This window comes from Enterobacter sp. JBIWA003, from assembly GCF_019968825.1.
In the GTDB taxonomy this organism is placed as follows: domain Bacteria; phylum Pseudomonadota; class Gammaproteobacteria; order Enterobacterales; family Enterobacteriaceae; genus Enterobacter; species Enterobacter quasiroggenkampii.
Genome location: NZ_CP074170.1, coordinates 1,121,113 through 1,141,864, shown reverse-complemented (window position 1 = coordinate 1,141,864; position 20,752 = coordinate 1,121,113). Strand labels below are relative to the sequence as shown.

Genomic DNA, 20,752 nt, shown 5'->3' with positions numbered 1-20,752 from the left:
AAAGCGGCCTTTAGTTATTGCAGAGCGTTACGAAAATCTGCGAGCAGATACGTAATTATTGCTGCTGAGTGATGATGTCGCCCAGCTTAATTTTGGCATCTTTACGCAGGTTGCTCATCATGGCTTCGAAGGCAATCTGAGCATTGTTCTGGGTAATCCCCTGGACCATCGCCTTCTTCTGCGCGTCTGGCAGGGTACCGGCTTTCACTTCATCCAGCGCCAGCAGAACGACGTTACCCTGCGCATCGGTGGTAGTACCGAAGCTTGGCTTGTCCTTCGCAGGCAGAGTCAGGCCAAACGCGGCCTGGCTGATTGGATCCTGACCGGTACGGCTCAGCGTTTTCGCTTCACCGAAGCTCAGGCCAGCCGCTTTCAGCGCATCCTCTTTACCCGCTTTCAGATCGGCCAGAATCTTCTCAGCATCCAGCTTCGCCTGCTGTTCCGCTTTGTTGTGCTTAACCTGAGCGACGACCTGATCCTTCACTTCCGCCAGCGGTTTGACCGCTTCTGGCTTGTGCTCGCTGACGCGCAGCACAAACGCACGATCGCCATCGACGGTAATGATGTCAGAGTTACTGCCCGGCGTGCCGTTCTCGCCGACCAGACCACCGTTGAAGATGGCATCTGAAACCGGTTTGAAGTTCAGCTCTTCCGGCAGGTTGTCACGGCCAAACCAGCCCGTCTCAACCGCTTTCACCCCAGCCGCCTGCTCGGCACCCGCCAGAGATTCGTTGTCGTTGCTGGCAGCATCGCTCACCTTCTGCTGCAGTGCATAGTAGGCATCCAGCGCTTTTTCCTGTTTCACTTTCGCCGCGATATCGTCGCGAACCTCAGCCAGCGGCTTGGTTTTCGCCGCGGTGATGTCGTCCAGACGCACGACCAGGAAACCTACGGAAGATTTAATGACGCCAGACAGTTGGCCTTTCTCTTTCAGGCCGGCATTTTTCAGCTCGTCCGGCGTGGTCGCGTCTTCCAGCCAGCCCATATCGCCGCCGTTTTTCGCAGAGATAATGTCGGTGGATTTCGCTTTCGCGACGGTCGCGAAATCAGCGCCTTTGTTCAGCTCATCCAGTACCGCTTTGGCATCCGCCTCGGTTTTGGTCTGAATCACGCTGTAGCGGTTACGCTGCGGCTGTGTGAACTGATCCTGATGCTGGTCATAGTAAGACTGGATTTCCGCGTCAGACGCGGTTTCCTGCAGCGCGGCCGCATCCAGCTTGATGTAGCTCACACGGAACTGCTCTGGAGAAACAAAGGTATTCTTGTTCTGCTCGTAATAAGCGTTAACGTCAGCGTCGCTCACCTGCTGTTTCGCGGCAAGGGCGTTCACATCAATGGTCGCTTCACGTACAACGCGCTGCTGTGCTACCAGCGCGGCCAGTTCATCCGTTTCACCTTTGAGCATGAAATCAGTGCCGACAACGGCATTGATGAGCTGCTGAGTGGTCAGCTGGTTACGCAGAGCCTGCGCGTACTGATCGGCCGTCATCCCCATCTGGTTAACGATGCTGTTGTAACGCGCGTTGTCGAATTTACCGTTAGACTGGAAGGCTTGCGTGGAGAAAATGGCTTTTTTCACCTGCTCATCGCTGATGCCAAGGCCCAGTTTTTTGGCATACTGATCCAGCAGCGCTTCGTCGATAAGACGGTTCAGAGTCTGTTGGCGCAGGGTTTTCATGTACCCTTCGTTCGCTGCCAGTTCAGAGAATTGGTTGCCCAGCTGTTGCTGCATACGGTTACGTTCACCGGCAAAAGCATTCTCGAACTGACCGCGGCTGATCTCCTGGCCATTCACTTTTGCGGCATAGTTCGCGCCACCGCCAATAAGGTAACTGCTCACGCCGGTCAATATGAACGACACGATAATGATACCGAAAATAATCTTGAGCACGAGACTGTTAGCAGCCGTGCGTAAGCTGTCCATCATGGTGTAACAACACTCCGCTGTAGGTGACTGGTTACCTGACGCTGACGGAAAATCCTGCCCGTCGCGCGTAAAGTCGTATTGTGACAAGAAAACGGGGCGATTGTCAGCCCACAACTCGCATAAACTCGCACAAATCAGGTCTGGACAAACAAAAAAGGCACATCAAACGATGCGCCCTTGTACTATCCGGCTTCCCTGAAACGGGAAAGCAATCAGTTTACTGCGTCTTTCAGCGCTTTACCTGCACGGAAACCCGGCACTTTAGCGGCAGCAATGGTGATCTCTTTACCGGTCTGAGGGTTGCGGCCAGTACGGGCAGCACGCTCTTTAACAGCAAAAGTACCGAAGCCTACCAGTGCAACGTCGTCCCCAGCCTGCAGAGATTCAGTAACAGAAGCAATTAATGCATCTAACGCACGTCCAGCTGCAGCTTTAGAAATATCAGCACCAGCAGCAATTTTGTCAATCAGTTGAGATTTATTCACTGTTCTCTTCCTCTCTTTATAATTTATATCGCGCCTGAATCCTTCACAACGCGACCGCGCAGCAGTTATATCAGGCCTGCCATGACCTTACAACACCCGTTGTTGATGGCTGACCTAATCAGCAATCTAAATTAGCTATACAAAAAAAGGCTGGCAAGTGCGAAATGACTTACCAGCCTTGTTTTTATTGACGCTCTTTGCGCGAGGTCACTATTTTGCGGTTACAACCTGCATTCCTGACGGTTCATTCTGCAATGCGAGACTAAGAACTTCCTCAATTCGCTTAACAGGATGAATCTGCAGGTCGGCAATCACGTTGTCCGGAATCTCTTCCAGATCGCGTTTATTTTCGTAAGGGATCAATACGGTTTTGATCCCACCGCGGTGTGCCGCCAGCAGTTTTTCTTTTAAGCCGCCAATCGGCAGAACCTGGCCACGCAGCGTAATCTCACCGGTCATCGCCACATCGGCACGCACCGGGTTCCCTGTCAGGCAAGAAACCAGAGCGGTACACATGGCAATACCCGCGCTTGGACCATCTTTCGGCGTCGCCCCTTCAGGTACGTGCACGTGGATGTCGCGTTTTTCGTAGAAATCAGGGTTGATCCCCAGTTTCTCCGCGCGCGCGCGCACCACGGTCAGCGCCGCCTGAATGGACTCCTGCATCACTTCACCCAGCGAGCCGGTGTAGGTCAGTTTACCTTTACCCGGTACACAGGCGGTTTCGATGGTCAGCAGATCGCCGCCCACTTCCGTCCATGCCAGACCGGTCACCTGGCCAACGCGGTTTTCGTTGTCCGCGCGACCGTAGTCGAAGCGCTGAACACCGAGATAGGCATGCAGATTATCGCCGTTAATCACAATGTGTTTCAGGCTCTTATCCAGCAGCAACTGTTTCACCGCCTTACGGCACAGTTTAGAGATTTCACGCTCAAGGCTACGCACGCCCGCTTCACGGGTGTAGTAGCGAATGATGCCAATAATCGCGCTGTCCTCGACGGTCAGCTCGTTGGATTTCAGCGCGTTACGCTCAATCTGTTTCGGCAGCAGGTGCTGTTTAGCAATGTTCAGCTTCTCGTCTTCGGTGTAACCGGAGAGACGGATCACTTCCATACGGTCCAGCAGCGGGGCCGGAATGTTCATGGAGTTCGACGTCGCCACGAACATGACGTCGCTCAGGTCGTAGTCCACTTCCAGGTAGTGATCGCTGAACGCCACGTTCTGTTCTGGATCAAGCACTTCCAGCAGGGCAGACGCTGGATCGCCACGCATGTCCGACGACATCTTGTCGATCTCATCCAGCAGGAACAGCGGGTTTTTAACGCCCACTTTCGCCATCTTCTGGATCAATTTACCCGGCATAGAACCGATGTAGGTACGGCGGTGACCGCGGATTTCCGCTTCATCGCGCACGCCACCCAGCGCCATACGGATATACTTACGTCCGGTCGCTTTAGCGATGGACTGACCCAGAGAGGTTTTACCCACCCCTGGCGGTCCTACCAGGCACAGAATTGGGCCTTTGATTTTGTTTACACGGCTTTGAACCGCGAGGTACTCAAGAATGCGGTCTTTCACGCGTTCCAGGCCGTAGTGGTCGGTATCGAGGATTTCCTGCGCCTGACGCAGGTCTTTTTTGACCTTGCTGCGGGCGTTCCACGGAACCTGCACCATCCACTCAATGTAGCCGCGTACGACGGTCGCTTCAGCCGACATTGGAGACATCATTTTCAGCTTCTGCAGCTCGGCTTCGGCTTTCTCTTTCGCCTCTTTCGGCATCTTGGCCGCGTCGATCTTACGCTTCAGCGCTTCGTTTTCGTCCGGCGCATCGTCCATCTCGCCCAGTTCTTTCTGAATGGCCTTCATTTGCTCATTCAGATAGTACTCACGCTGAGATTTTTCCATCTGCTTTTTCACGCGGTTGCGAATACGCTTCTCAACCTGCAGCAGATCGATTTCGGACTCCATCATCGCCATCAGGTATTCCAGACGTTCGTTAACGTCGGACATTTCCAGCACAGACTGTTTGTCAGCCAGCTTCAGCGGCATATGTGCAGCGATGGTGTCCGCCAGACGTGCAGGATCGTCGATGCTGTTCAGCGACGTCAGCACTTCTGGTGGGATTTTCTTGTTCAGCTTGATGTAGCCTTCAAACTGGCTAATCGCGGTGCGAACCAGTACTTCCTGCTCGCGCTCATCAAGTTCAGGCGAATCAAGGTACTCTGCCTTGGCAGAGAAATGTTCGCCGTCGTCTGACAGAGTGGTAATACGCGCACGCTGCAGGCCTTCAACCAGCACCTTCACGGTGCCGTCAGGCAGCTTCAGCATCTGCAAAATAGAGGCCACGGTCCCGACGGTGAAAAGATCGTTTACACCCGGCTCATCCGTTGATGCTTCTTTCTGCGCCACCAGCATGATTTTTTTATCATGATCCATAGCGGCTTCGAGGCAACGGATAGATTTTTCCCGCCCTACAAATAAGGGTATGACCATGTGCGGATAAACCACCACATCGCGCAACGGCAATACGGGGATTTCAATGCGTTCAGAACGCTCAGGATTCATAGAGCTCTCTCTTAGTTAGTGTCCGCCAGGTAAGCTGGTCATGTCACTGTGCTTCACATAACCATTAACATGTATCCAGTATATGGGGATGTTTCCCACACATTCAACGCTATGAATACGGAAAAAGTAAAGGGGAGATAAAATCCCCCCTTTTTGATTAACTGCTTGTATGATTTGGTGAATTATTCGCCAGATGCCTGCTGGGCTTCCGGTTTACCGTAAATCAGTAGCGGCTTGGTTTGACCACTGATGACGGACTCGTCAATCACCACTTTCTCAACGTCTTCCATCGACGGCAGATCGTACATGGTGTCGAGCAGTGCCGCTTCAACGATAGAACGCAGACCACGAGCACCGGTTTTACGGACCATCGCTTTTTTGGCAATGGCATCCAGCGCTTCGTCGCGGAATTCCAGGTCAACGCCTTCCAGATTGAACAGCGCCTGATACTGCTTGGTCAGCGCATTTTTTGGCTCTTTCAGGATCTGGATCAGCGCGTCTTCACTCAGCTCATTCAGCGTTGCCACAACCGGCAGACGACCGATGAACTCAGGGATCAGACCGAATTTGATCAGATCTTCCGGTTCAACCTGAGACAGCAGCTCGCCTTCGTTCGGTTTTTCAGCCGTCGATTTCACCGTTGCGCCAAAACCAATGCCAGAGCCGGTTTCAACACGGTGGGAGATGACTTTATCCAGACCGGCAAACGCACCGCCACAGATGAACAGGATCTTGGAGGTATCAACCTGCAGGAACTCCTGCTGAGGATGTTTACGACCACCCTGTGGTGGAACGGCGGCTACCGTACCTTCAATCAGCTTCAGCAGTGCCTGCTGTACGCCTTCACCCGATACGTCACGGGTGATGGACGGGTTGTCGGATTTACGGGAGATCTTGTCGATCTCATCGATGTAAACAATCCCGCGCTGGGCTTTCTGTACGTCGTAATCGCACTTCTGCAGCAGTTTCTGGATGATGTTTTCGACGTCCTCACCCACGTAACCGGCCTCGGTCAGGGTGGTGGCATCCGCCATGGTGAACGGAACATCAAGCAGACGCGCCAGGGTTTCAGCCAGCAGCGTTTTACCGGAACCGGTTGGACCGATCAGCAGAATGTTACTTTTACCCAGTTCTACGCCATTGCTGGTGTCGCCGTTACGCAGGCGTTTGTAGTGGTTATAGACCGCTACCGCCAGCACTTTCTTGGCCTGCTCCTGACCGATGACGTAGTCGTCAAGGTGATGACGAATTTCATGCGGCGTTGGCAGCGCGCTGCGCTCACGGTGCGGTGCGACTTCTTTAATCTCTTCGCGAATGATGTCGTTACATAAATCGACACATTCGTCGCAGATATACACGGACGGCCCGGCAATCAGTTTACGCACTTCATGCTGGCTTTTGCCGCAAAAAGAGCAGTACAGCAGTTTGCCCGAACCATCTTTGCGTTTATCTGTCATGAGTCCAAACCTCTTTTTAAGTTCTTTGTGCCGCACATGACGACGCAAATGCCATTCTAAGACGCAAGCTGCATCAAGCAGCGTGCCGCCCTACCTTAGTATAGCGGCACACTCGCGTCGCGGGCATCAATTACGATGGGTCAACACGGAGTCGACTAAGCCGTACTCAACTGCCTCTGAAGCAGAGAGGAAGCGATCGCGCTCGGTATCGCGCTCGATCTGCTCGAGAGGTTGACCCGTATGCTGCGCCATAAGTTCATTCATGCGCGCTTTTACTTTCAGAATTTCGCGGGCGTGGATTTCGATATCCGTCGCCTGCCCCTGGTAACCGCCCAGCGGCTGGTGAATCATCACGCGGGAATTTGGCAAGCAGAAACGCTTACCCTTCGCCCCTGCGGTTAACAGGAACGCGCCCATAGATGCTGCCTGACCCATACAGATCGTGCTGACATCCGGTTTGATGAATTGCATGGTGTCATAAATGGACATCCCTGCTGTAATCACGCCACCCGGGGAGTTAATGTACAGGTAAATGTCTTTTTCCGGGTTTTCCGCTTCCAGAAACAGCATCTGCGCCACGATCAGGTTAGCCATGTGGTCTTCCACCTGGCCGGTCAGAAAGATAACGCGTTCCTTGAGCAGACGGGAATAGATATCAAAAGAACGCTCACCACGTGAGGTCTGTTCAATAACCATTGGCACCAGAGCCATATGGGGTGCAAAGTTATCTCGTTCGCCACTGTATGACATTTCCGTCTCCTGGATCAAAATTGAAAACACCTGCTGTACTGATTGTAACCTTACGGACGGATTATCAGCCAGTCTCATTCATCATGATTACGTACTTATGGGGTTCACAGTGCCCTATTTCAAGCATAACAACCTTTTGTTGTTACGCTAACACCGAAAGGGCGTTTTAGCACTCTTCCTGGGCTCTGGCTGCGATAAAAAAAACCCGCTGCCGCAAGGCAACGGGTTTTCTGTTCAAACTTTAAACCGTTGGGGCGAAATTACGCCTGCTGGTTCATCAGTTCGTTGAAAGAGGTCGCTTTTTCGGTCACTTTCGCTTTCGCCAGTACCGCTTCAACCGCCTGCTCTTCCAGGGCTACGTTGCGCATGTTGTCCATCAACTCTTTGTTCTTACCGTAGAACTCGATCACTTCTGATGGATCTTCGTATGCAGAAGCCATCTCTTCGATCAGGCCTTTCACACGCTCTTCGTCAGCTTTCAGCTCGTGGGTACGAATCACTTCGCCCAACAGCAGGCCAACCACAACGCGACGTTTCGCTTGCTCTTCGAACAGCTCGCGTGGCAGTTCCATCGCTTGCTGCTGGTTGCCACCGAAACGCTGAGCAGCCTGACGGCGCAGAACGTCGATTTCGCTGTCGATCAGGGCAGCAGGAACGTCGATTTCGTTGGCTTTCACCAGACCTTCGATCGCCTGAGACTTCACGCGGTTGCGCACAGCGCCGTTCAGCTCGCGCTCCATGTTTTTACGCACTTCGGTACGCAGGCCAGCAACAGAACCGTCTTCCACGCCGAAACGCTTGATGAACTCTTCAGTCAGTTCTGGCAGTTCGCGCTCTTCCACTTTCTTCAGGTTGATCACGAACTTCGCTGCTTTACCCTTCAGGTTTTCAGCGTGGTACTCTTCAGGGAAGGTCACGTCGATGGTGAACTCTTCGCCCGCTTTGTGGCCTTTGATACCGTCTTCGAAGCCTGGGATCATACGCCCCTGGCCCATTGCCAGTACGAAGTCAGACGCTTTGCCGCCTTCGAACTCTTCGCCGTCTACAGAACCGGTGAAGTCGATGGTCACACGGTCTTCCGCGTCAACAGCGCCTTCTTTCTCTTTCCAGTTCGCCTGCTGCTTACGCAGGGTGTCCAGCATGCCGTCAACGTCTTCGTCAGTCACGGAGACAATCGGTTTTTCAACTTCGATAGATTCCAGACCTTTCAGCTCAACTTCCGGGTACACTTCGAACTCTACGGAGTAGGTGAAGTCTTCGCCCAGTTTGTATTCGCCTGGAACGTAGTTTGGCGCACCGGCCGGATTGATTTTTTCTTTGATGATCGCATCGATAAAGTTGCGGCTCATCAGTTCACCCAGCACATCCTGACGCACGGAAGCGCCATAACGCTGAGCAACAACATTCATTGGTACTTTGCCCTTACGGAAGCCGTCAATACGTACTTTTTTTGCTACGTTGACCAGCTCGCTTTTCACAGCAGTTTCGATGCTGTCAGCAGCGATAGTAATCGTTACACGGCGGCCAAGGCCTTGAGTGGTTTCAACTGAAACTTGCATCTTGTTACCTCAAAAAAATCACAGTGCTCGGTCAACTCTGAATCTGTCTGTTATACCGGGATGCTCTCTTAGTGCAGATTCACATTCCCTGTCGCCAGAATCATCCCGAAGACATTCAATAAGACGCGGCATTATAGCGGCATCACTTAGGTGAGTCGAGAACGGTTGGGGCATGTTGCTGCGGCTTTTTTCACACTTTAAGGCTATTTTTAGCCTTAAAATCGCACCATCCGCTCAAAACTCAGACAAAACAAAACGGCCCGGAGGCCGTTTTGAGGAAATCTGTAAGCAACATACTGGAAAAGCTCCAGCCGTTGCAAATCCGATTTATCAGGCGATAGTGCCTGCACCGCGACAGGGCGGCGATGCGAAAACCGTATCCTGCAAGCCTTCCCATTCCTTAATGGTGTAGGTATGCAGTGCCAGCGCATGCACGGTCGTGGAGAGCTCTTCCGTCAAGGTGCTGTAGATCAAGCGATGTCGGTTCAGGAAACGTTCTCCCGTGAAGCGATCGCTAACCAGAACCACTTTAAAGTGGCTTTCAGAACCTGCCGGTACGTTATGACGATAGCTTTCGTCGACGACTTCGAGGAACACAGGGTTGAACGCTGCCCTTAATTTATCTTCTATATGCTCACGTATCATCATGAAATTACTCCTCCGACAACGCCAGGATGTCACCCATCCCTTTAAATGTTAGCCGCTTTTACCGTTTCCATTACACCTTGACAACAAATATTTAGCTTTCGTCTGATTTTCTCATTCAAACGAATGAAGTTCACTGTGAGCCTCATACCTTTTGTCATCCGTGGAAGGAGAAAATGGGTGAGCTGGTCAGTTTTCGGACAAGACGATGAATTTACATGCGTTGACCACTTCCCCTGACCGTTGGCGATGTTATGATGGCGGCAATTTTTCTCTCTATTATGCTTACGATTCGTGAGAACCTTAAAATGTTAAAAAAACTCTTCTTTCCATTGGTAGCCCTTTTTATGCTGGCAGGCTGCGCTACCCCGCCGACCACCATTGATGTCTCACCGAAAATCACCCTGCCTCAGCAGGACCCAAGCCTGATGGGCGTTACCGTGAGCATTAACGGCGCCGACCAGCGTCAGGATCAGGCTCTGGCAAAAGTGACCCGCGATAACCAGCAGGTGACGCTCACCGCCTCCCGCGACCTGCGCTTCCTGCTGCAGGAAGTGCTGGAGAAACAGATGACCTCCCGTGGCTATATGGTTGGCCCAAGCGGCGCGGTGGATCTGCAGATCATCGTGAACAACCTGTACGCTGATGTGTCTCAGGGCAACGTGCGCTACAACATCGCCACCAAAGCGGATATCGCCATCATCGCGACCGCGAAGAACGGTAACAAGATGACCAAGAACTATCGCGCGAGCTACTCTGTAGAAGGCGCGTTCCAGGCATCGAATAAAAATATTGCTGATGCGGTTAACAGCGTGCTGACGGATACCATTTCCGACATGGCGCAGGACACCAGCATTCACGACTTCATCAAGCAGAACGCGCGTTAATCCTGCCCGCAGACCCGGTCTATCGCCGGGTCAGTTTTATAAGAACATGTCCAGCCATTACTTACGCATTTTCCAGCAACCGAAATCAGCGATTCTGCTGATCCTCGGCTTTGCCTCGGGTTTACCCCTCGCGCTCACCTCCGGCACGCTTCAGGCGTGGATGACGGTCGAGAACATCGATCTGAAAACCATTGGCTTCTTCTCGCTTGTGGGTCAGGCCTATGTATTCAAGTTTCTGTGGTCTCCGGTCATGGATCGTTACACGCCGCCTTTCCTCGGGCGTCGTCGCGGCTGGCTGGTGATGACGCAGCTCCTGCTGCTGCTGGCCATTGCGGCGATGGGTTTTCTTGAACCCGCCACGCAGCTGCGCTGGATGGCCGCGCTTGCGGTGGTGATTGCCTTCTGTTCTGCCTCTCAGGATATTGTGTTCGACGCCTGGAAGACGGACGTGTTACCAGCGGAAGAGCGCGGTGCCGGTGCGGCCATCAGCGTGCTGGGCTATCGCCTCGGGATGCTGGTCTCCGGCGGGCTGGCGCTGTGGCTGGCAGACCGTTACCTAGGCTGGCAGGGGATGTACTGGCTAATGGCTGCTCTGCTGATCCCCTGCATTATCGCGACGCTATTGGCGCCCGAACCGAGTGACGTTATCCCGGTTCCCCGCTCGCTGGAGCAGGCCGTCGCCGAACCGCTGCGTGACTTCTTTGGCCGCAACAACGCCTGGCTGATCCTGCTGCTTATCGTCCTTTATAAGCTGGGTGACGCTTTTGCCATGAGCCTGACCACCACCTTCCTGATCAGGGGTGTCGGCTTTGACGCCGGTGAAGTGGGCGTGGTGAATAAAACGCTGGGGCTGTTTGCGACCATTGTCGGGGCACTGTATGGCGGCGTGCTGATGCAGCGCCTGACGCTGTTCCGCGCGCTGCTGATCTTCGGCATTCTGCAAGGCGCCTCTAACGCAGGCTATTGGCTGCTGTCGATTACCGACAAACATACGATCAGCATGGCTGCGGCGGTATTTTTTGAAAATCTCTGCGGCGGTATGGGGACTGCGGCCTTTGTCGCCCTGCTGATGACCCTGTGCAACAAGTCATTTTCCGCTACGCAGTTCGCACTGCTCTCGGCGCTCTCTGCCGTAGGCCGCGTTTATGTAGGCCCAATTGCCGGCTGGTTCGTGGAAGCCCACGGTTGGCCAACATTTTATCTCTTCTCGGTCGTGGCTGCCGTGCCGGGGATTTTATTGTTGCTGGTGTGTCGCCAGACGCTGGAATATACCCAGCGGACCGAACACTTTATGCCGCGCACCGAATATCACCGCGCCTACCGTTTTGCGTTACGACTGTTAATGGTGGGCTGCATTGCGCTGGCACTCTGGCTTGTGGTGCTCATTATTAATGCCAGCACGTCTCTGGCACTCCCCTTCGGGGCCCTTCTGCTGGACGCCGGTGCCCTGCTGGCCATCGTTGGGATCCTGACCGGGGGTCTGCTCGATTTCATGGCGTTGCGTAAAACGCAGCTGACCTGAAGAAAAATACGAAAGGTTATTTCCCGTTGTAATCACTAACCGAAATTATAACGGTGAAATAGCCACCAGCGACGAAAAAAAATATTTGTTGTTTTGTGCGGGATAGGATTTGGAAATTATTGGCTCCGGTTCCAAAACGCTATTTTTCATTAAACGATTCAGCATGTGATAGTTTGATTTTTCGTTTTTTAGATGTCTTTTTATTGATAATTAATTGTTAATTTTTTGTTTATTTTTAACAATGGTTATACCAATTGCCCCTTTTAGGGTATGCTTGGGGGTCCTTTCGTTATAAAGCCCATCTCATGCGGCTTCGGTCATAAAAACCGACATAATTTGCAACACTTGTGACACGTGCGGCAGAACCCGGTAACACCTTCCTGACACAGGCCTAATGATGTTTACAGTAATGTAACCTTCCCGTAAAATGCCCGCACACTTTAAACGCCACCAGACTCCCGTGGAATTGAGGTCGTTAAATGAGACTCAGGAAATACAATAAAAGTTTGGGATGGTTGTCATTATTCGCAGGCACTGTATTACTCAGTGGCTGTGATTCTGCACTACTAGACCCCAAAGGACAGATTGGACTGGAACAACGTTCACTGATATTGACGGCTTTTGGCCTGATGTTGATTGTGGTTATTCCAGCCATTTTGATGGCTGTTGGTTTCGCCTGGAAGTATCGTGCGAGCAATAAAGATGCGAAGTATAGCCCGAACTGGTCACACTCCAATAAAGTGGAAGCTGTGGTCTGGACGGTACCTATCCTGATCATCCTGTTCCTTGCCGTACTGACCTGGAAAACCACTCACGCACTTGAGCCGAGCAAGCCGCTGGTTCACGATGAAAAACCTATTACCATCGAAGTGGTCTCCATGGACTGGAAATGGTTCTTCATCTATCCAGAGCAGGGTATTGCTACCGTGAATGAAATCGCCTTCCCGGCGAACACTCCGGTTCAGTTCAAAGTGACCTCCAACTCCGTAATGAACTCCTTCTTCATCCCACGTCTGGGTAGCCAGATTTACGCGATGGCCGGTATGCAGACTAACCTGCACCTGATCGCGAATGAAGCAGGCACCTATGATGGTATCTCCGCCAGCTATAGCGGCCCGGGCTTCTCAGGTATGAAGTTCAAAGCTATTGCAACGCCAGACCGTGCCGCTTTCGACCAGTGGGTTGAAAAAGCGAAGCAGTCTCCAAACACCATGTCTGACATGGCGGCGTTCGAAAAAGTGGCTGCACCTAGCGAATACAACAAGGTGGAGTACTTCTCTAACGTGAAACCCGATTTGTTCAAAGATGTGATTGGCAAATTTATGGATCACGGCAAGAGCATGGACATGACCCAGCCTGAAGGCGAGCACAGCGCGCACGAAGGTATGGAAGGCATGGACATGAGCCACGCGGAAACCGCTCACTAAGGGGCCGAGGAAGAAAATGTTCGGAAAATTGACACTGGATGCAGTGCCCTACCATGAACCGATTATCGTGGTTACGGTGGCTGCAATTATCATTGGTGGCGCGGCCTTACTGGCCTTAATCACTTACTTCGGTAAGTGGAGCTACCTGTGGAACGAGTGGCTGACTTCGGTTGACCACAAAAAACTCGGTATCATGTACTGCATCGTCGGTATCGTCATGTTAATTCGTGGCTTTGCGGATGCAATCATGATGCGTAGCCAGCAGGCACTCGCCTCTGCGGGTGAAGCCGGCTTCCTGCCACCGCACCACTACGATCAGATCTTTACCGCCCACGGCGTTATCATGATCTTCTTCGTGGCGATGCCGCTGGTTATCGGTCTGATGAACGTTGTCGTTCCGCTGCAAATCGGCGCGCGCGACGTGGCGTTCCCGTTCCTGAACAACCTGAGCTTCTGGTTCACGGTTGTCGGCGTTATCCTGGTTAACCTGTCACTGGGTGTGGGCGAATTCGCGCAGACCGGCTGGCTGGCTTACCCACCGCTGTCAGGAATTGAGTACAGTCCGGGCGTTGGCGTCGACTACTGGATTTGGGCGCTTCAGCTCTCCGGTGTCGGTACAACCCTGACCGGTATCAACTTCTTCGTGACCATTATCAAGATGCGTGCCCCTGGCATGACCATGTTCAAGATGCCGGTATTTACCTGGGCATCTCTGTGCGCCAACATCCTGATTATTGCCTCCTTCCCAATCCTGACCGTCACCATCGCGCTGCTGACCCTGGACCGCTACCTGGGCACCCATTTCTTCACGAACGATATGGGTGGCAACATGATGATGTACATCAACCTGATTTGGGCCTGGGGTCACCCGGAAGTGTACATCCTGGTTCTGCCTGTGTTCGGTGTGTTCTCCGAAATCGCAGCAACCTTCTCGCGTAAACGTCTGTTTGGTTACACCTCTCTGGTGTGGGCAACCGTGTGTATTACCGTTCTGTCGTTCATCGTTTGGCTGCACCACTTCTTCACCATGGGTGCGGGCGCGAACGTAAACGCCTTCTTCGGTATTACCACCATGATTATCGCCATCCCGACCGGGGTGAAGATCTTCAACTGGCTGTTCACCATGTACCAGGGCCGTATCGTGTTCCACTCAGCAATGCTGTGGACCATCGGCTTCATCGTGACCTTCTCCGTAGGTGGGATGACCGGCGTACTGCTGGCGGTACCGGGTGCTGACTTCGTTCTGCACAACAGTCTGTTCCTGATTGCGCACTTCCATAACGTTATCATCGGTGGCGTGGTCTTCGGCTGCTTCGCTGGCGTAACCTACTGGTGGCCAAAAGCGTTCGGCTTCACGCTGAACGAGAAATGGGGTAAACGCGCGTTCTGGTTCTGGATCATCGGCTTCTTCGTAGCATTTATGCCGCTGTACGTGCTGGGCTTCATGGGTATGACCCGTCGTCTGAGCCAGCAGATCGATCCGCAGTTCCACCCAATGCTGATGGTTGCAGCGGGCGGTGCCGTGCTGATTGCCTGTGGTATCGCATCTCAGCTGATTCAGTTCTACGTGTCTATTCGCGACCGCGACCAGAACCGTGACCTGACCGGTGACCCATGGGGTGGCCGTACGCTGGAGTGGGCGACCTCTTCTCCACCGCCTTTCTATAACTTTGCCATCGTGCCGCAGGTTCATGAACGCGACGCATTCTGGGAAATGAAAGAAAAAGGTGAAGCGTACAAGCAACCTGCTCATTACGAAGAGATCCACATGCCGAAAAACAGCGGTGCGGGCATTGTGATTGCCGCTTTCGCAACGGTATTTGGTTTCGCAATGATCTGGCACATCTGGTGGATGGCGATTGTTGGCTTCGCTGGCATCGTAATCAGCTGGATTGTGAAGAGCTTTGACGAGGACGTGGACTACTACGTACCAGTCCGTGAAGTTGAGAAGCTGGAAAATCAGCATTTCGACGAGATTTCTAAAGCGGGGCTGAAAAATGGCAACTGATACTCTGGCGCACTCAACTGCCCACGCGCATGAGCATGCGCACCACGATACAGGACCGACCAAAGTATTCGGTTTCTGGATCTACCTGATGAGCGACTGCATTCTGTTCTGCTGTCTGTTCGCGACCTATGCCGTTCTGGTGAACGGCACAGCGGGCGGTCCGACCGGCAAGGACATCTTTGAACTGCCGTTCGTTCTGGTTGAAACCGCACTGCTGTTATTCAGCTCCATCACCTACGGCATGGCGGCTATCGCCATGTACAAAAACAACAAGAGCCAGGTTGTGTCCTGGCTGGCGTTGACCTGGCTGTTTGGTGCTGGATTTATCGGGATGGAAATCTATGAATTCCATCACCTGATCATGGAAGGCTTCGGCCCGGATCGCAGTGGCTTCCTGTCCGCGTTCTTCGCGCTGGTCGGCACCCACGGTCTGCACGTGACCTCCGGTCTGATCTGGATGGCAGTACTGATGTTCCAGATCTCCCGTCGCGGCCTGACCAGTACTAACCGTACCCGTATCCTGTGCCTGAGCCTGTTCTGGCACTTCCTGGACGTGGTGTGGATCTGTGTGTTCTCTGTAGTCTATCTGATGGGGGCGATGTAATGAGTCATTCTAACGATCATGGCGCTTCCCACGGCAGCGTAAAAACCTACATGACAGGTTTCATCCTGTCGATCATCCTGACGGTGATCCCGTTCTGGATGGTGATGAGCGGTTCTGCGTCTAAGCCGGTTATCCTGGGTGCAATCCTGGTGACCGCGGTGATTCAGATTCTGGTGCATCTGGTTTGCTTCCTGCACATGAACACCAAGTCCGATGAAGGCTGGAACATGACCGCCTTTATCTTTACCGTGATTATCATCGCTATCCTGGTAGTCGGTTCCATCTGGATTATGTGGAACCTCAACTACAACATGATGGTTCACTAAGAGCGGCGAGTATGTTTAAGCAATACCTGCAAGTAACGAAACCAGGCATCATCTTTGGCAACCTGATCTCCGTGATCGGAGGGTTCCTGCTGGCCTCCAAAGGCAGCATTGATTACACCCTCTTTATCTACACGCTGGTCGGTGTGTCACTGGTTGTTGCGTCCGGTTGTGTATTTAACAACTACATCGACATGGATATCGACAAGAAGATGGAAAGGACCAAAAATCGGGTGCTGGTGAAAGGCCTGATCGCCCCTTCCGTCTCGCTGGTGTACGCCACCTTGCTGGGTATTGCTGGCTTTATGCTGCTGTGGTTTGGTGCTAACCCGCTAGCCTGCTGGCTGGGGGTGATGGGGTTCGTGGTGTATGTGGGCGTCTACAGCCTGTATATGAAGCGTCACTCCGTCTACGGCACGCTGATTGGTTCTCTCTCCGGCGCTGCGCCGCCGGTGATTGGCTACTGCGCGGTCACGAATGAGTTCGACAGCGGTGCGCTGATCCTGCTGGCTATCTTTAGCCTGTGGCAGATGCCGCACTCCTATGCCATCGCGATTTTCCGCTTTAAGGATTATCAGGCAGCGAACATCCCGGTTCTGCCGGTCGTGAAAGGCATCTCCGTTGCCAAGAACCACATCACGCTGTACATCATCGCCTTTGCCGTGGCAACGCTGATGCTCTCTCTGGGTGGTTACGCTGGATACAAATATCTGGCGGTAGCGGCTGCGGTGAGCGTCTGGTGGCTCGGCATGGCGCTGCGCGGTTACAAAGTGGAAGATGACAAAGTCTGGGCGCGCAAGCTGTTTGTGTTCTCGATTGTGGCCATTACTTCACTGTCCGTGATGATGTCCGTGGACTTCATGGTGCCGGATTCACATAACCTGCTGACTTACGTCTGGTAAGCCACAACAGGTGAATAAAGGGGTGCTTCGGCACCCTTTTTTATTCACTGAATCTATTAATAACGCATGTAATATTTGTTAAATAACCCTTTATTTACCCCGCCCCTTCCCCGCACTACACTATGGCCTGCTTTTGAACTGAGGTGGTAATGAACGATTATAAAATGACGCCAGGCGAGCTACGCGCGACCTGGGGCTTAGGGACTGTCTTCTCGCTACGGATGCTTGGCATGTTTATGGTCCTGCCTGTTCTGACCACGTACGGTATGGCGCTGCAGGGGGCCAGCGAGGCGCTGATTGGCCTCGCCATTGGCATTTATGGTCTGGCGCAGGCGGTGTTCCAGATCCCGTTTGGCCTGCTCTCTGACCGGGTGGGCCGCAAGCCGCTGATTGTCGGCGGGCTGCTGGTCTTTGTGCTCGGGAGCGTTATTGCCGCCCTCTCCCACTCCATCTGGGGGATTATTCTTGGCCGCGCTCTGCAGGGCTCCGGTGCGATTGCCGCCGCGGTGATGGCGCTGCTGTCAGACTTAACCCGCGAGCAGAACCGTACCAAAGCGATGGCGTTCATCGGCGTGAGCTTTGGCGTGACGTTTGCGATTGCGATGGTGCTGGGCCCCATCATTACGCACACGTTGGGTCTGCACGCCCTGTTCTGGATGATTGCCGTGCTGGCAACCATCGGTATAGCCTTAACCTTGTGGGTGGTTCCGGACAGCAAAAACCACGTCCTCAACCGTGAGTCGGGGATGGTAAAAGGCTGCTTCAGCAAAGTGATTGTCGAGCCGCGCCTGCTTAAGCTGAATTTTGGCATTATGTGTCTGCACATTCTGCTGATGTCGACCTTTGTTGCCCTGCCCGGCCAGCTTGCCGCAGCGGGTTTCCCGGCGGCTGAGCACTGGAAAATCTATCTGGTTACGATGCTGATTTCGTTTGTCTCCGTCGTGCCGTTCATCATCTACGCCGAAGTGAAGCGCAAAATGAAGCGCGTCTTCGTGGGCTGCGTGGCGGTCCTGCTGATTGCCGAGATCGTGCTCTGGGGTGCCGGCCCGCACTTCTGGGAGCTGATTGCCGGCGTGCAGCTGTTCTTCCTGGCATTTAACCTGATGGAAGCCCTGCTGCCGTCGCTGATCAGCAAAGAGTCCCCCGCCGGTTACAAAGGCACGGCAATGGGCATTTACTCCACCAGCCAGTTTCTCGGCGTGGCGATCGGCGGCTCGCTTGGCGGCTGGGTGGACGGACTCTTTGATTCACAAACCGTGTTTCTCGCGGGGGCGCTGCTGGCGACAGTCTGGCTGCTGGTCGCCGGTACCATGAAAGAGCCGCGCTACGTGAGCAGCCTGCGCGTAGAAATTCCGGATGATGTGGAGATTAGCGATGTGCTGAAACAGCGTCTGGAAGCTAAAGACGGGGTCACAGAGGTGCTGATTGTTCCCGAAGAGCGCAGCGCTTACGTCAAAATTGACAGTAAGGTGACTAACCGTTTCGAGGTCGAGCAGGCGTTCAAGGCGTGAAAAAAAGCCCGGTTAAACCGGGCTTTTTATATTAATCGCGGAAGTTTTTAAACTGGAACGGCTGCCCCAGATCGCCGCCGCGCACCAGCGCCATCACCGACTGGAGGTCATCGCGGGACTTACCGGTCACGCGAATCTCTTCGCCCTGGATCTGCGCCTGCACCTTCAGCTTGCTGTCTTTGATGAGCTTCACAATCTTCTTCTGCACCGCGCTCTCAATGCCCTGCTTCAACTTGGCTTCCACAAACCAGTTCTTGCCGCTGTGCACAAACTCTTCCGGCACATCCAGAGACGTCCCTTCGATGCCGCGCTTTAACAGCTTGGCGCGCAGAATGTCGAGCAGCTGATTTACCTGGAAATCAGACTCGCTCAGCACCTTAATGGTCTTATTTGCGTCGTTCAGCTCAAACGACGCCTCAACGCCACGAAAATCGAAACGTGACTCAACTTCGCGGGTTGCGTTCTCAACGCCGTTGCGAACTTCCTGGATATCAACTTCGGAAACAATATCGAAAGATGGCATCTTTTCTTCTCCCTTCACTTTTGTTGCGTTGCATAATACCCGCTACGAGGCATAACTCAACAGAAGCTTAGCTGTATAATTAAGCTGTAACACCTGGCGCAGTTGCAGGTGAGGAGGAACAATGAAAATTACAGTGCTCGGATGTGGAGCCCTTGGTCAGCTATGGCTGACCGCGCTGTGCAAGCACGGACATGAGGTTCAGGGCTGGCTCCGCGTGCCCCAGCCCTATTGCAGTGTAAACCTGATTGGTGAAGACGGAAGCATCTTTAACGAATCCCTCACCGCGAACGATCCTGATTTCCTGGCGCAAAGCGACCTTTTACTGGTGACGCTCAAAGCGTGGCAGGTTTCAGACGCGGTCAAGACACTGGCCGCCCAGCTCCCCCCCACTTCGCCCATACTGCTGCTGCATAACGGCATGGGGACCCTTGACGAGCTGAAAAGCGTTCCGCAGCCCCTGCTGATGGCGACAACCACGCACGCAGCCCGTCGCGACGGCAACATCATCGTGCATGTCGCCAGCGGGGTGACCCACATCGGGCCTGCCAGAACGCAGGATGGGGACTACAGCTATCTTGCCGATGTGTTGCAGAAGGTGCTGCCAGACGTGGCCTGGCATAACCATATTCGTCCACAACTCTGGCGCAAGCTGGCCGTCAACTGCGTGATCAATCCGCTGACGGCGCTGTGGAACTGCCCGAACGGAGAGCTGAAAAATCATCCACAGGAAGTTGCACTGCTCTGTGCGGAAGTCGCGGCGGTCGTTGAGCGGGAAGGCCTGCATACCTCGGCAGACGATTTGCGCTGTTATGTCGAGCAGGTTATTGAGAGTACGGCTGAGAACATCTCCTCAATGCTGCAGGATGTTCGGGCATTACGCCACACGGAGATCGACTACATCACCGGATATCTGCTCAAACGCGCCCGCGCGCACGGCATCGCGGTGCCGGAAAACGCCCGTCTGTATGACCTGGTTAAACGTAAGGAGAGTGAATATGAGCGCGTCGGCACTGATCTGCCTCGCCCCTGGTAGCGAAGAGATGGAAGCGGTCACCACCATCGATCTGATGGTGCGCGGCGGCATTAACGTGACAACCGCCAGCGTCGCCAGCGACGGCAGCCTGGCGATTACCTGCTCGCGCGGCGTGAAGCTGCTCGCCGATGCCCCGCTCGTGCAGGTGGCCGACGGGGATTACGACATCATCGTCCTGCCCGGAGGCCTGAAGGGCGCGGAGTATTTTCGCGACAGCCCGCTGCTGGTTGAGACCGTGCGTCAGTTTCATTTATCCGGGCGCATTGTCGCGGCAATCTGCGCCGCCGCCGGCACGGTGCTGGTTCCCCATGACATCTTCCCCATCGGCAATATGACCGGCTTCCCGGGGCTGAAAGACACCATTCCGGAAGATCAGTGGGTGGACAAACGCGTCGTCTGGGATCCGCGCGTCAACCTGCTGACCAGCCAGGGCCCGGGCACCGCGATTGATTTTGGCTTAAAGATTATCGACCTGCTGGTCGGGCGCGAGAAGGCGTACGAAGTGGCGTCATCGCTGGTGATACCAGCGGGGATTTATAATTACTATGAAGAGTAGTGCATAAAAAAAGCCGGGTGGCGCGAGGTAAAAGCAAAACGGCAACCAAAGGTTGCCGTTTTTAATGT

Annotated in this window: 18 protein-coding genes; 10 read left to right on the top strand and 8 right to left on the bottom strand. The window is 53.6% G+C overall.

All coding sequences use genetic code 11. The annotated features are described in order from the left end of the window. Window positions 1-55: 55 nt before the first annotated feature. The 7 genes from ppiD to bolA form a co-directional block, all read right to left on the bottom strand. Window positions 56-1,927 carry a peptidylprolyl isomerase gene (gene ppiD / locus KGP25_RS05390; RefSeq protein WP_223540077.1) on the bottom strand — a complete coding sequence of 624 codons (1,872 nt, stop codon included), beginning with the start codon at window positions 1,925-1,927 and terminating at the stop codon, window positions 56-58. A 212-nt stretch (window positions 1,928-2,139) separates the two neighbouring features. Continuing rightward, the gene (gene hupB / locus KGP25_RS05385; RefSeq protein ID WP_002444653.1) at window positions 2,140-2,412 is read right to left on the bottom strand and encodes a nucleoid-associated protein HU-beta; all 273 of its coding nucleotides are present in this window, start codon (window positions 2,410-2,412) and stop codon (window positions 2,140-2,142) included. A 210-nt stretch (window positions 2,413-2,622) separates the two neighbouring features. Then, window positions 2,623-4,977, bottom strand: coding sequence for an endopeptidase La (gene lon, locus KGP25_RS05380; RefSeq protein ID WP_045400678.1), 2,355 nt, complete (start codon window positions 4,975-4,977; stop codon window positions 2,623-2,625). A 182-nt stretch (window positions 4,978-5,159) separates the two neighbouring features. Continuing rightward, window positions 5,160-6,434 (bottom strand): ATP-dependent protease ATP-binding subunit ClpX, encoded by a 1,275-nt coding sequence (clpX, locus tag KGP25_RS05375; protein ID WP_045909778.1) that lies wholly within the window; start codon window positions 6,432-6,434, stop codon window positions 5,160-5,162. Between the two features lie 126 nt (window positions 6,435-6,560). Continuing rightward, a complete protein-coding gene (clpP, locus tag KGP25_RS05370) occupies window positions 6,561-7,184 on the bottom strand; it encodes an ATP-dependent Clp endopeptidase proteolytic subunit ClpP (protein ID WP_008503317.1) in 624 nt (207 codons plus the stop codon). A gap of 260 nt (window positions 7,185-7,444) precedes the next feature. Further along, the gene (gene tig / locus KGP25_RS05365) at window positions 7,445-8,743 is read right to left on the bottom strand and encodes a trigger factor (protein ID WP_008503318.1); all 1,299 of its coding nucleotides are present in this window, start codon (window positions 8,741-8,743) and stop codon (window positions 7,445-7,447) included. 330 nt (window positions 8,744-9,073) lie between these two features. Further along, on the bottom strand, window positions 9,074-9,391 hold the full coding sequence (bolA, locus tag KGP25_RS05360) for a transcriptional regulator BolA (RefSeq protein ID WP_021241655.1): 318 nt from the start codon (window positions 9,389-9,391) through the stop codon (window positions 9,074-9,076). A 305-nt stretch (window positions 9,392-9,696) separates the two neighbouring features. Here bolA and KGP25_RS05355 point away from each other — a divergent pair, with 305 nt between their 5' ends. From KGP25_RS05355 to KGP25_RS05320, 8 genes are all read left to right on the top strand, one after another. Next, window positions 9,697-10,275 (top strand): lipoprotein, encoded by a 579-nt coding sequence (locus KGP25_RS05355; protein WP_028017643.1) that lies wholly within the window; start codon window positions 9,697-9,699, stop codon window positions 10,273-10,275. Window positions 10,276-10,321: 46 nt separating this feature from the next. Then, window positions 10,322-11,797, top strand: a complete 1,476-nt coding sequence (ampG, locus tag KGP25_RS05350; RefSeq protein WP_223540076.1) for a muropeptide MFS transporter AmpG — start codon at window positions 10,322-10,324, stop codon at window positions 11,795-11,797. Between the two features lie 479 nt (window positions 11,798-12,276). Next, window positions 12,277-13,224: a cytochrome o ubiquinol oxidase subunit II gene (gene cyoA / locus KGP25_RS05345; protein ID WP_008503322.1), complete on the top strand. Its 948-nt coding sequence runs from the start codon at window positions 12,277-12,279 to the stop codon at window positions 13,222-13,224. A gap of 16 nt (window positions 13,225-13,240) precedes the next feature. Next, the gene (gene cyoB, locus KGP25_RS05340; RefSeq protein ID WP_014168864.1) at window positions 13,241-15,232 is read left to right on the top strand and encodes a cytochrome o ubiquinol oxidase subunit I; all 1,992 of its coding nucleotides are present in this window, start codon (window positions 13,241-13,243) and stop codon (window positions 15,230-15,232) included. Further along, window positions 15,222-15,836: a cytochrome o ubiquinol oxidase subunit III gene (locus KGP25_RS05335; RefSeq protein WP_008503324.1), complete on the top strand. Its 615-nt coding sequence runs from the start codon at window positions 15,222-15,224 to the stop codon at window positions 15,834-15,836. The genes cyoB and KGP25_RS05335 overlap by 11 nt, the downstream gene beginning before the upstream one ends. Further along, a complete protein-coding gene (locus KGP25_RS05330; protein WP_006176899.1) occupies window positions 15,836-16,162 on the top strand; it encodes a cytochrome o ubiquinol oxidase subunit IV in 327 nt (108 codons plus the stop codon). The genes KGP25_RS05335 and KGP25_RS05330 overlap by 1 nt, the downstream gene beginning before the upstream one ends. Before the next feature lie 11 nt (window positions 16,163-16,173). Beyond that, window positions 16,174-17,061, top strand: coding sequence for a heme o synthase (gene cyoE / locus KGP25_RS05325; RefSeq protein ID WP_013095848.1), 888 nt, complete (start codon window positions 16,174-16,176; stop codon window positions 17,059-17,061). A 149-nt stretch (window positions 17,062-17,210) separates the two neighbouring features. Beyond that, the gene (locus KGP25_RS05320; RefSeq protein WP_223540075.1) at window positions 17,211-18,572 is read left to right on the top strand and encodes an MFS transporter; all 1,362 of its coding nucleotides are present in this window, start codon (window positions 17,211-17,213) and stop codon (window positions 18,570-18,572) included. 31 nt (window positions 18,573-18,603) lie between these two features. On the opposite strand, the gene KGP25_RS05315 is transcribed toward KGP25_RS05320, so the two are convergent. Continuing rightward, window positions 18,604-19,095 carry a YajQ family cyclic di-GMP-binding protein gene (locus KGP25_RS05315; RefSeq protein WP_023334701.1) on the bottom strand — a complete coding sequence of 164 codons (492 nt, stop codon included), beginning with the start codon at window positions 19,093-19,095 and terminating at the stop codon, window positions 18,604-18,606. 121 nt (window positions 19,096-19,216) lie between these two features. Between KGP25_RS05315 and panE the strand changes: the two genes are divergently transcribed. Both panE and yajL read left to right on the top strand, forming a co-directional pair. Beyond that, complete coding sequence (gene panE / locus KGP25_RS05310) at window positions 19,217-20,128, top strand: 2-dehydropantoate 2-reductase (protein WP_023616113.1); 912 nt, start codon at window positions 19,217-19,219, stop codon at window positions 20,126-20,128. Next, window positions 20,091-20,684 (top strand): protein deglycase YajL, encoded by a 594-nt coding sequence (gene yajL / locus KGP25_RS05305; RefSeq protein WP_048225880.1) that lies wholly within the window; start codon window positions 20,091-20,093, stop codon window positions 20,682-20,684. The genes panE and yajL overlap by 38 nt, the downstream gene beginning before the upstream one ends. The last annotated feature ends 68 nt before the right edge of the window (window positions 20,685-20,752 follow it).

Bases quoted from the DNA above. Each gene is read 5' to 3' on its own strand.
- cyoA (WP_008503322.1), top strand. From the start codon at position 12,277: ATGAGACTCAGGAAATACAATAAAAGTTTGGGATGGTTGTCATTATTC.
- ampG (WP_223540076.1), top strand. From the start codon at position 10,322: ATGTCCAGCCATTACTTACGCATTTTCCAGCAACCGAAATCAGCGATT.
- cyoB (WP_014168864.1), top strand. From the start codon at position 13,241: ATGTTCGGAAAATTGACACTGGATGCAGTGCCCTACCATGAACCGATT.
- bolA (WP_021241655.1), bottom strand. From the start codon at position 9,391: ATGATGATACGTGAGCATATAGAAGATAAATTAAGGGCAGCGTTCAAC.
- KGP25_RS05355 (WP_028017643.1), top strand. From the start codon at position 9,697: ATGTTAAAAAAACTCTTCTTTCCATTGGTAGCCCTTTTTATGCTGGCA.
- KGP25_RS05320 (WP_223540075.1), top strand. From the start codon at position 17,211: ATGAACGATTATAAAATGACGCCAGGCGAGCTACGCGCGACCTGGGGC.
- clpP (WP_008503317.1), bottom strand. From the start codon at position 7,184: ATGTCATACAGTGGCGAACGAGATAACTTTGCACCCCATATGGCTCTG.
- clpX (WP_045909778.1), bottom strand. From the start codon at position 6,434: ATGACAGATAAACGCAAAGATGGTTCGGGCAAACTGCTGTACTGCTCT.
- tig (WP_008503318.1), bottom strand. From the start codon at position 8,743: ATGCAAGTTTCAGTTGAAACCACTCAAGGCCTTGGCCGCCGTGTAACG.
- cyoE (WP_013095848.1), top strand. From the start codon at position 16,174: ATGTTTAAGCAATACCTGCAAGTAACGAAACCAGGCATCATCTTTGGC.
- KGP25_RS05335 (WP_008503324.1), top strand. From the start codon at position 15,222: ATGGCAACTGATACTCTGGCGCACTCAACTGCCCACGCGCATGAGCAT.
- KGP25_RS05315 (WP_023334701.1), bottom strand. From the start codon at position 19,095: ATGCCATCTTTCGATATTGTTTCCGAAGTTGATATCCAGGAAGTTCGC.
- panE (WP_023616113.1), top strand. From the start codon at position 19,217: ATGAAAATTACAGTGCTCGGATGTGGAGCCCTTGGTCAGCTATGGCTG.
- ppiD (WP_223540077.1), bottom strand. From the start codon at position 1,927: ATGATGGACAGCTTACGCACGGCTGCTAACAGTCTCGTGCTCAAGATT.
- yajL (WP_048225880.1), top strand. From the start codon at position 20,091: ATGAGCGCGTCGGCACTGATCTGCCTCGCCCCTGGTAGCGAAGAGATG.
- lon (WP_045400678.1), bottom strand. From the start codon at position 4,977: ATGAATCCTGAGCGTTCTGAACGCATTGAAATCCCCGTATTGCCGTTG.
- KGP25_RS05330 (WP_006176899.1), top strand. From the start codon at position 15,836: ATGAGTCATTCTAACGATCATGGCGCTTCCCACGGCAGCGTAAAAACC.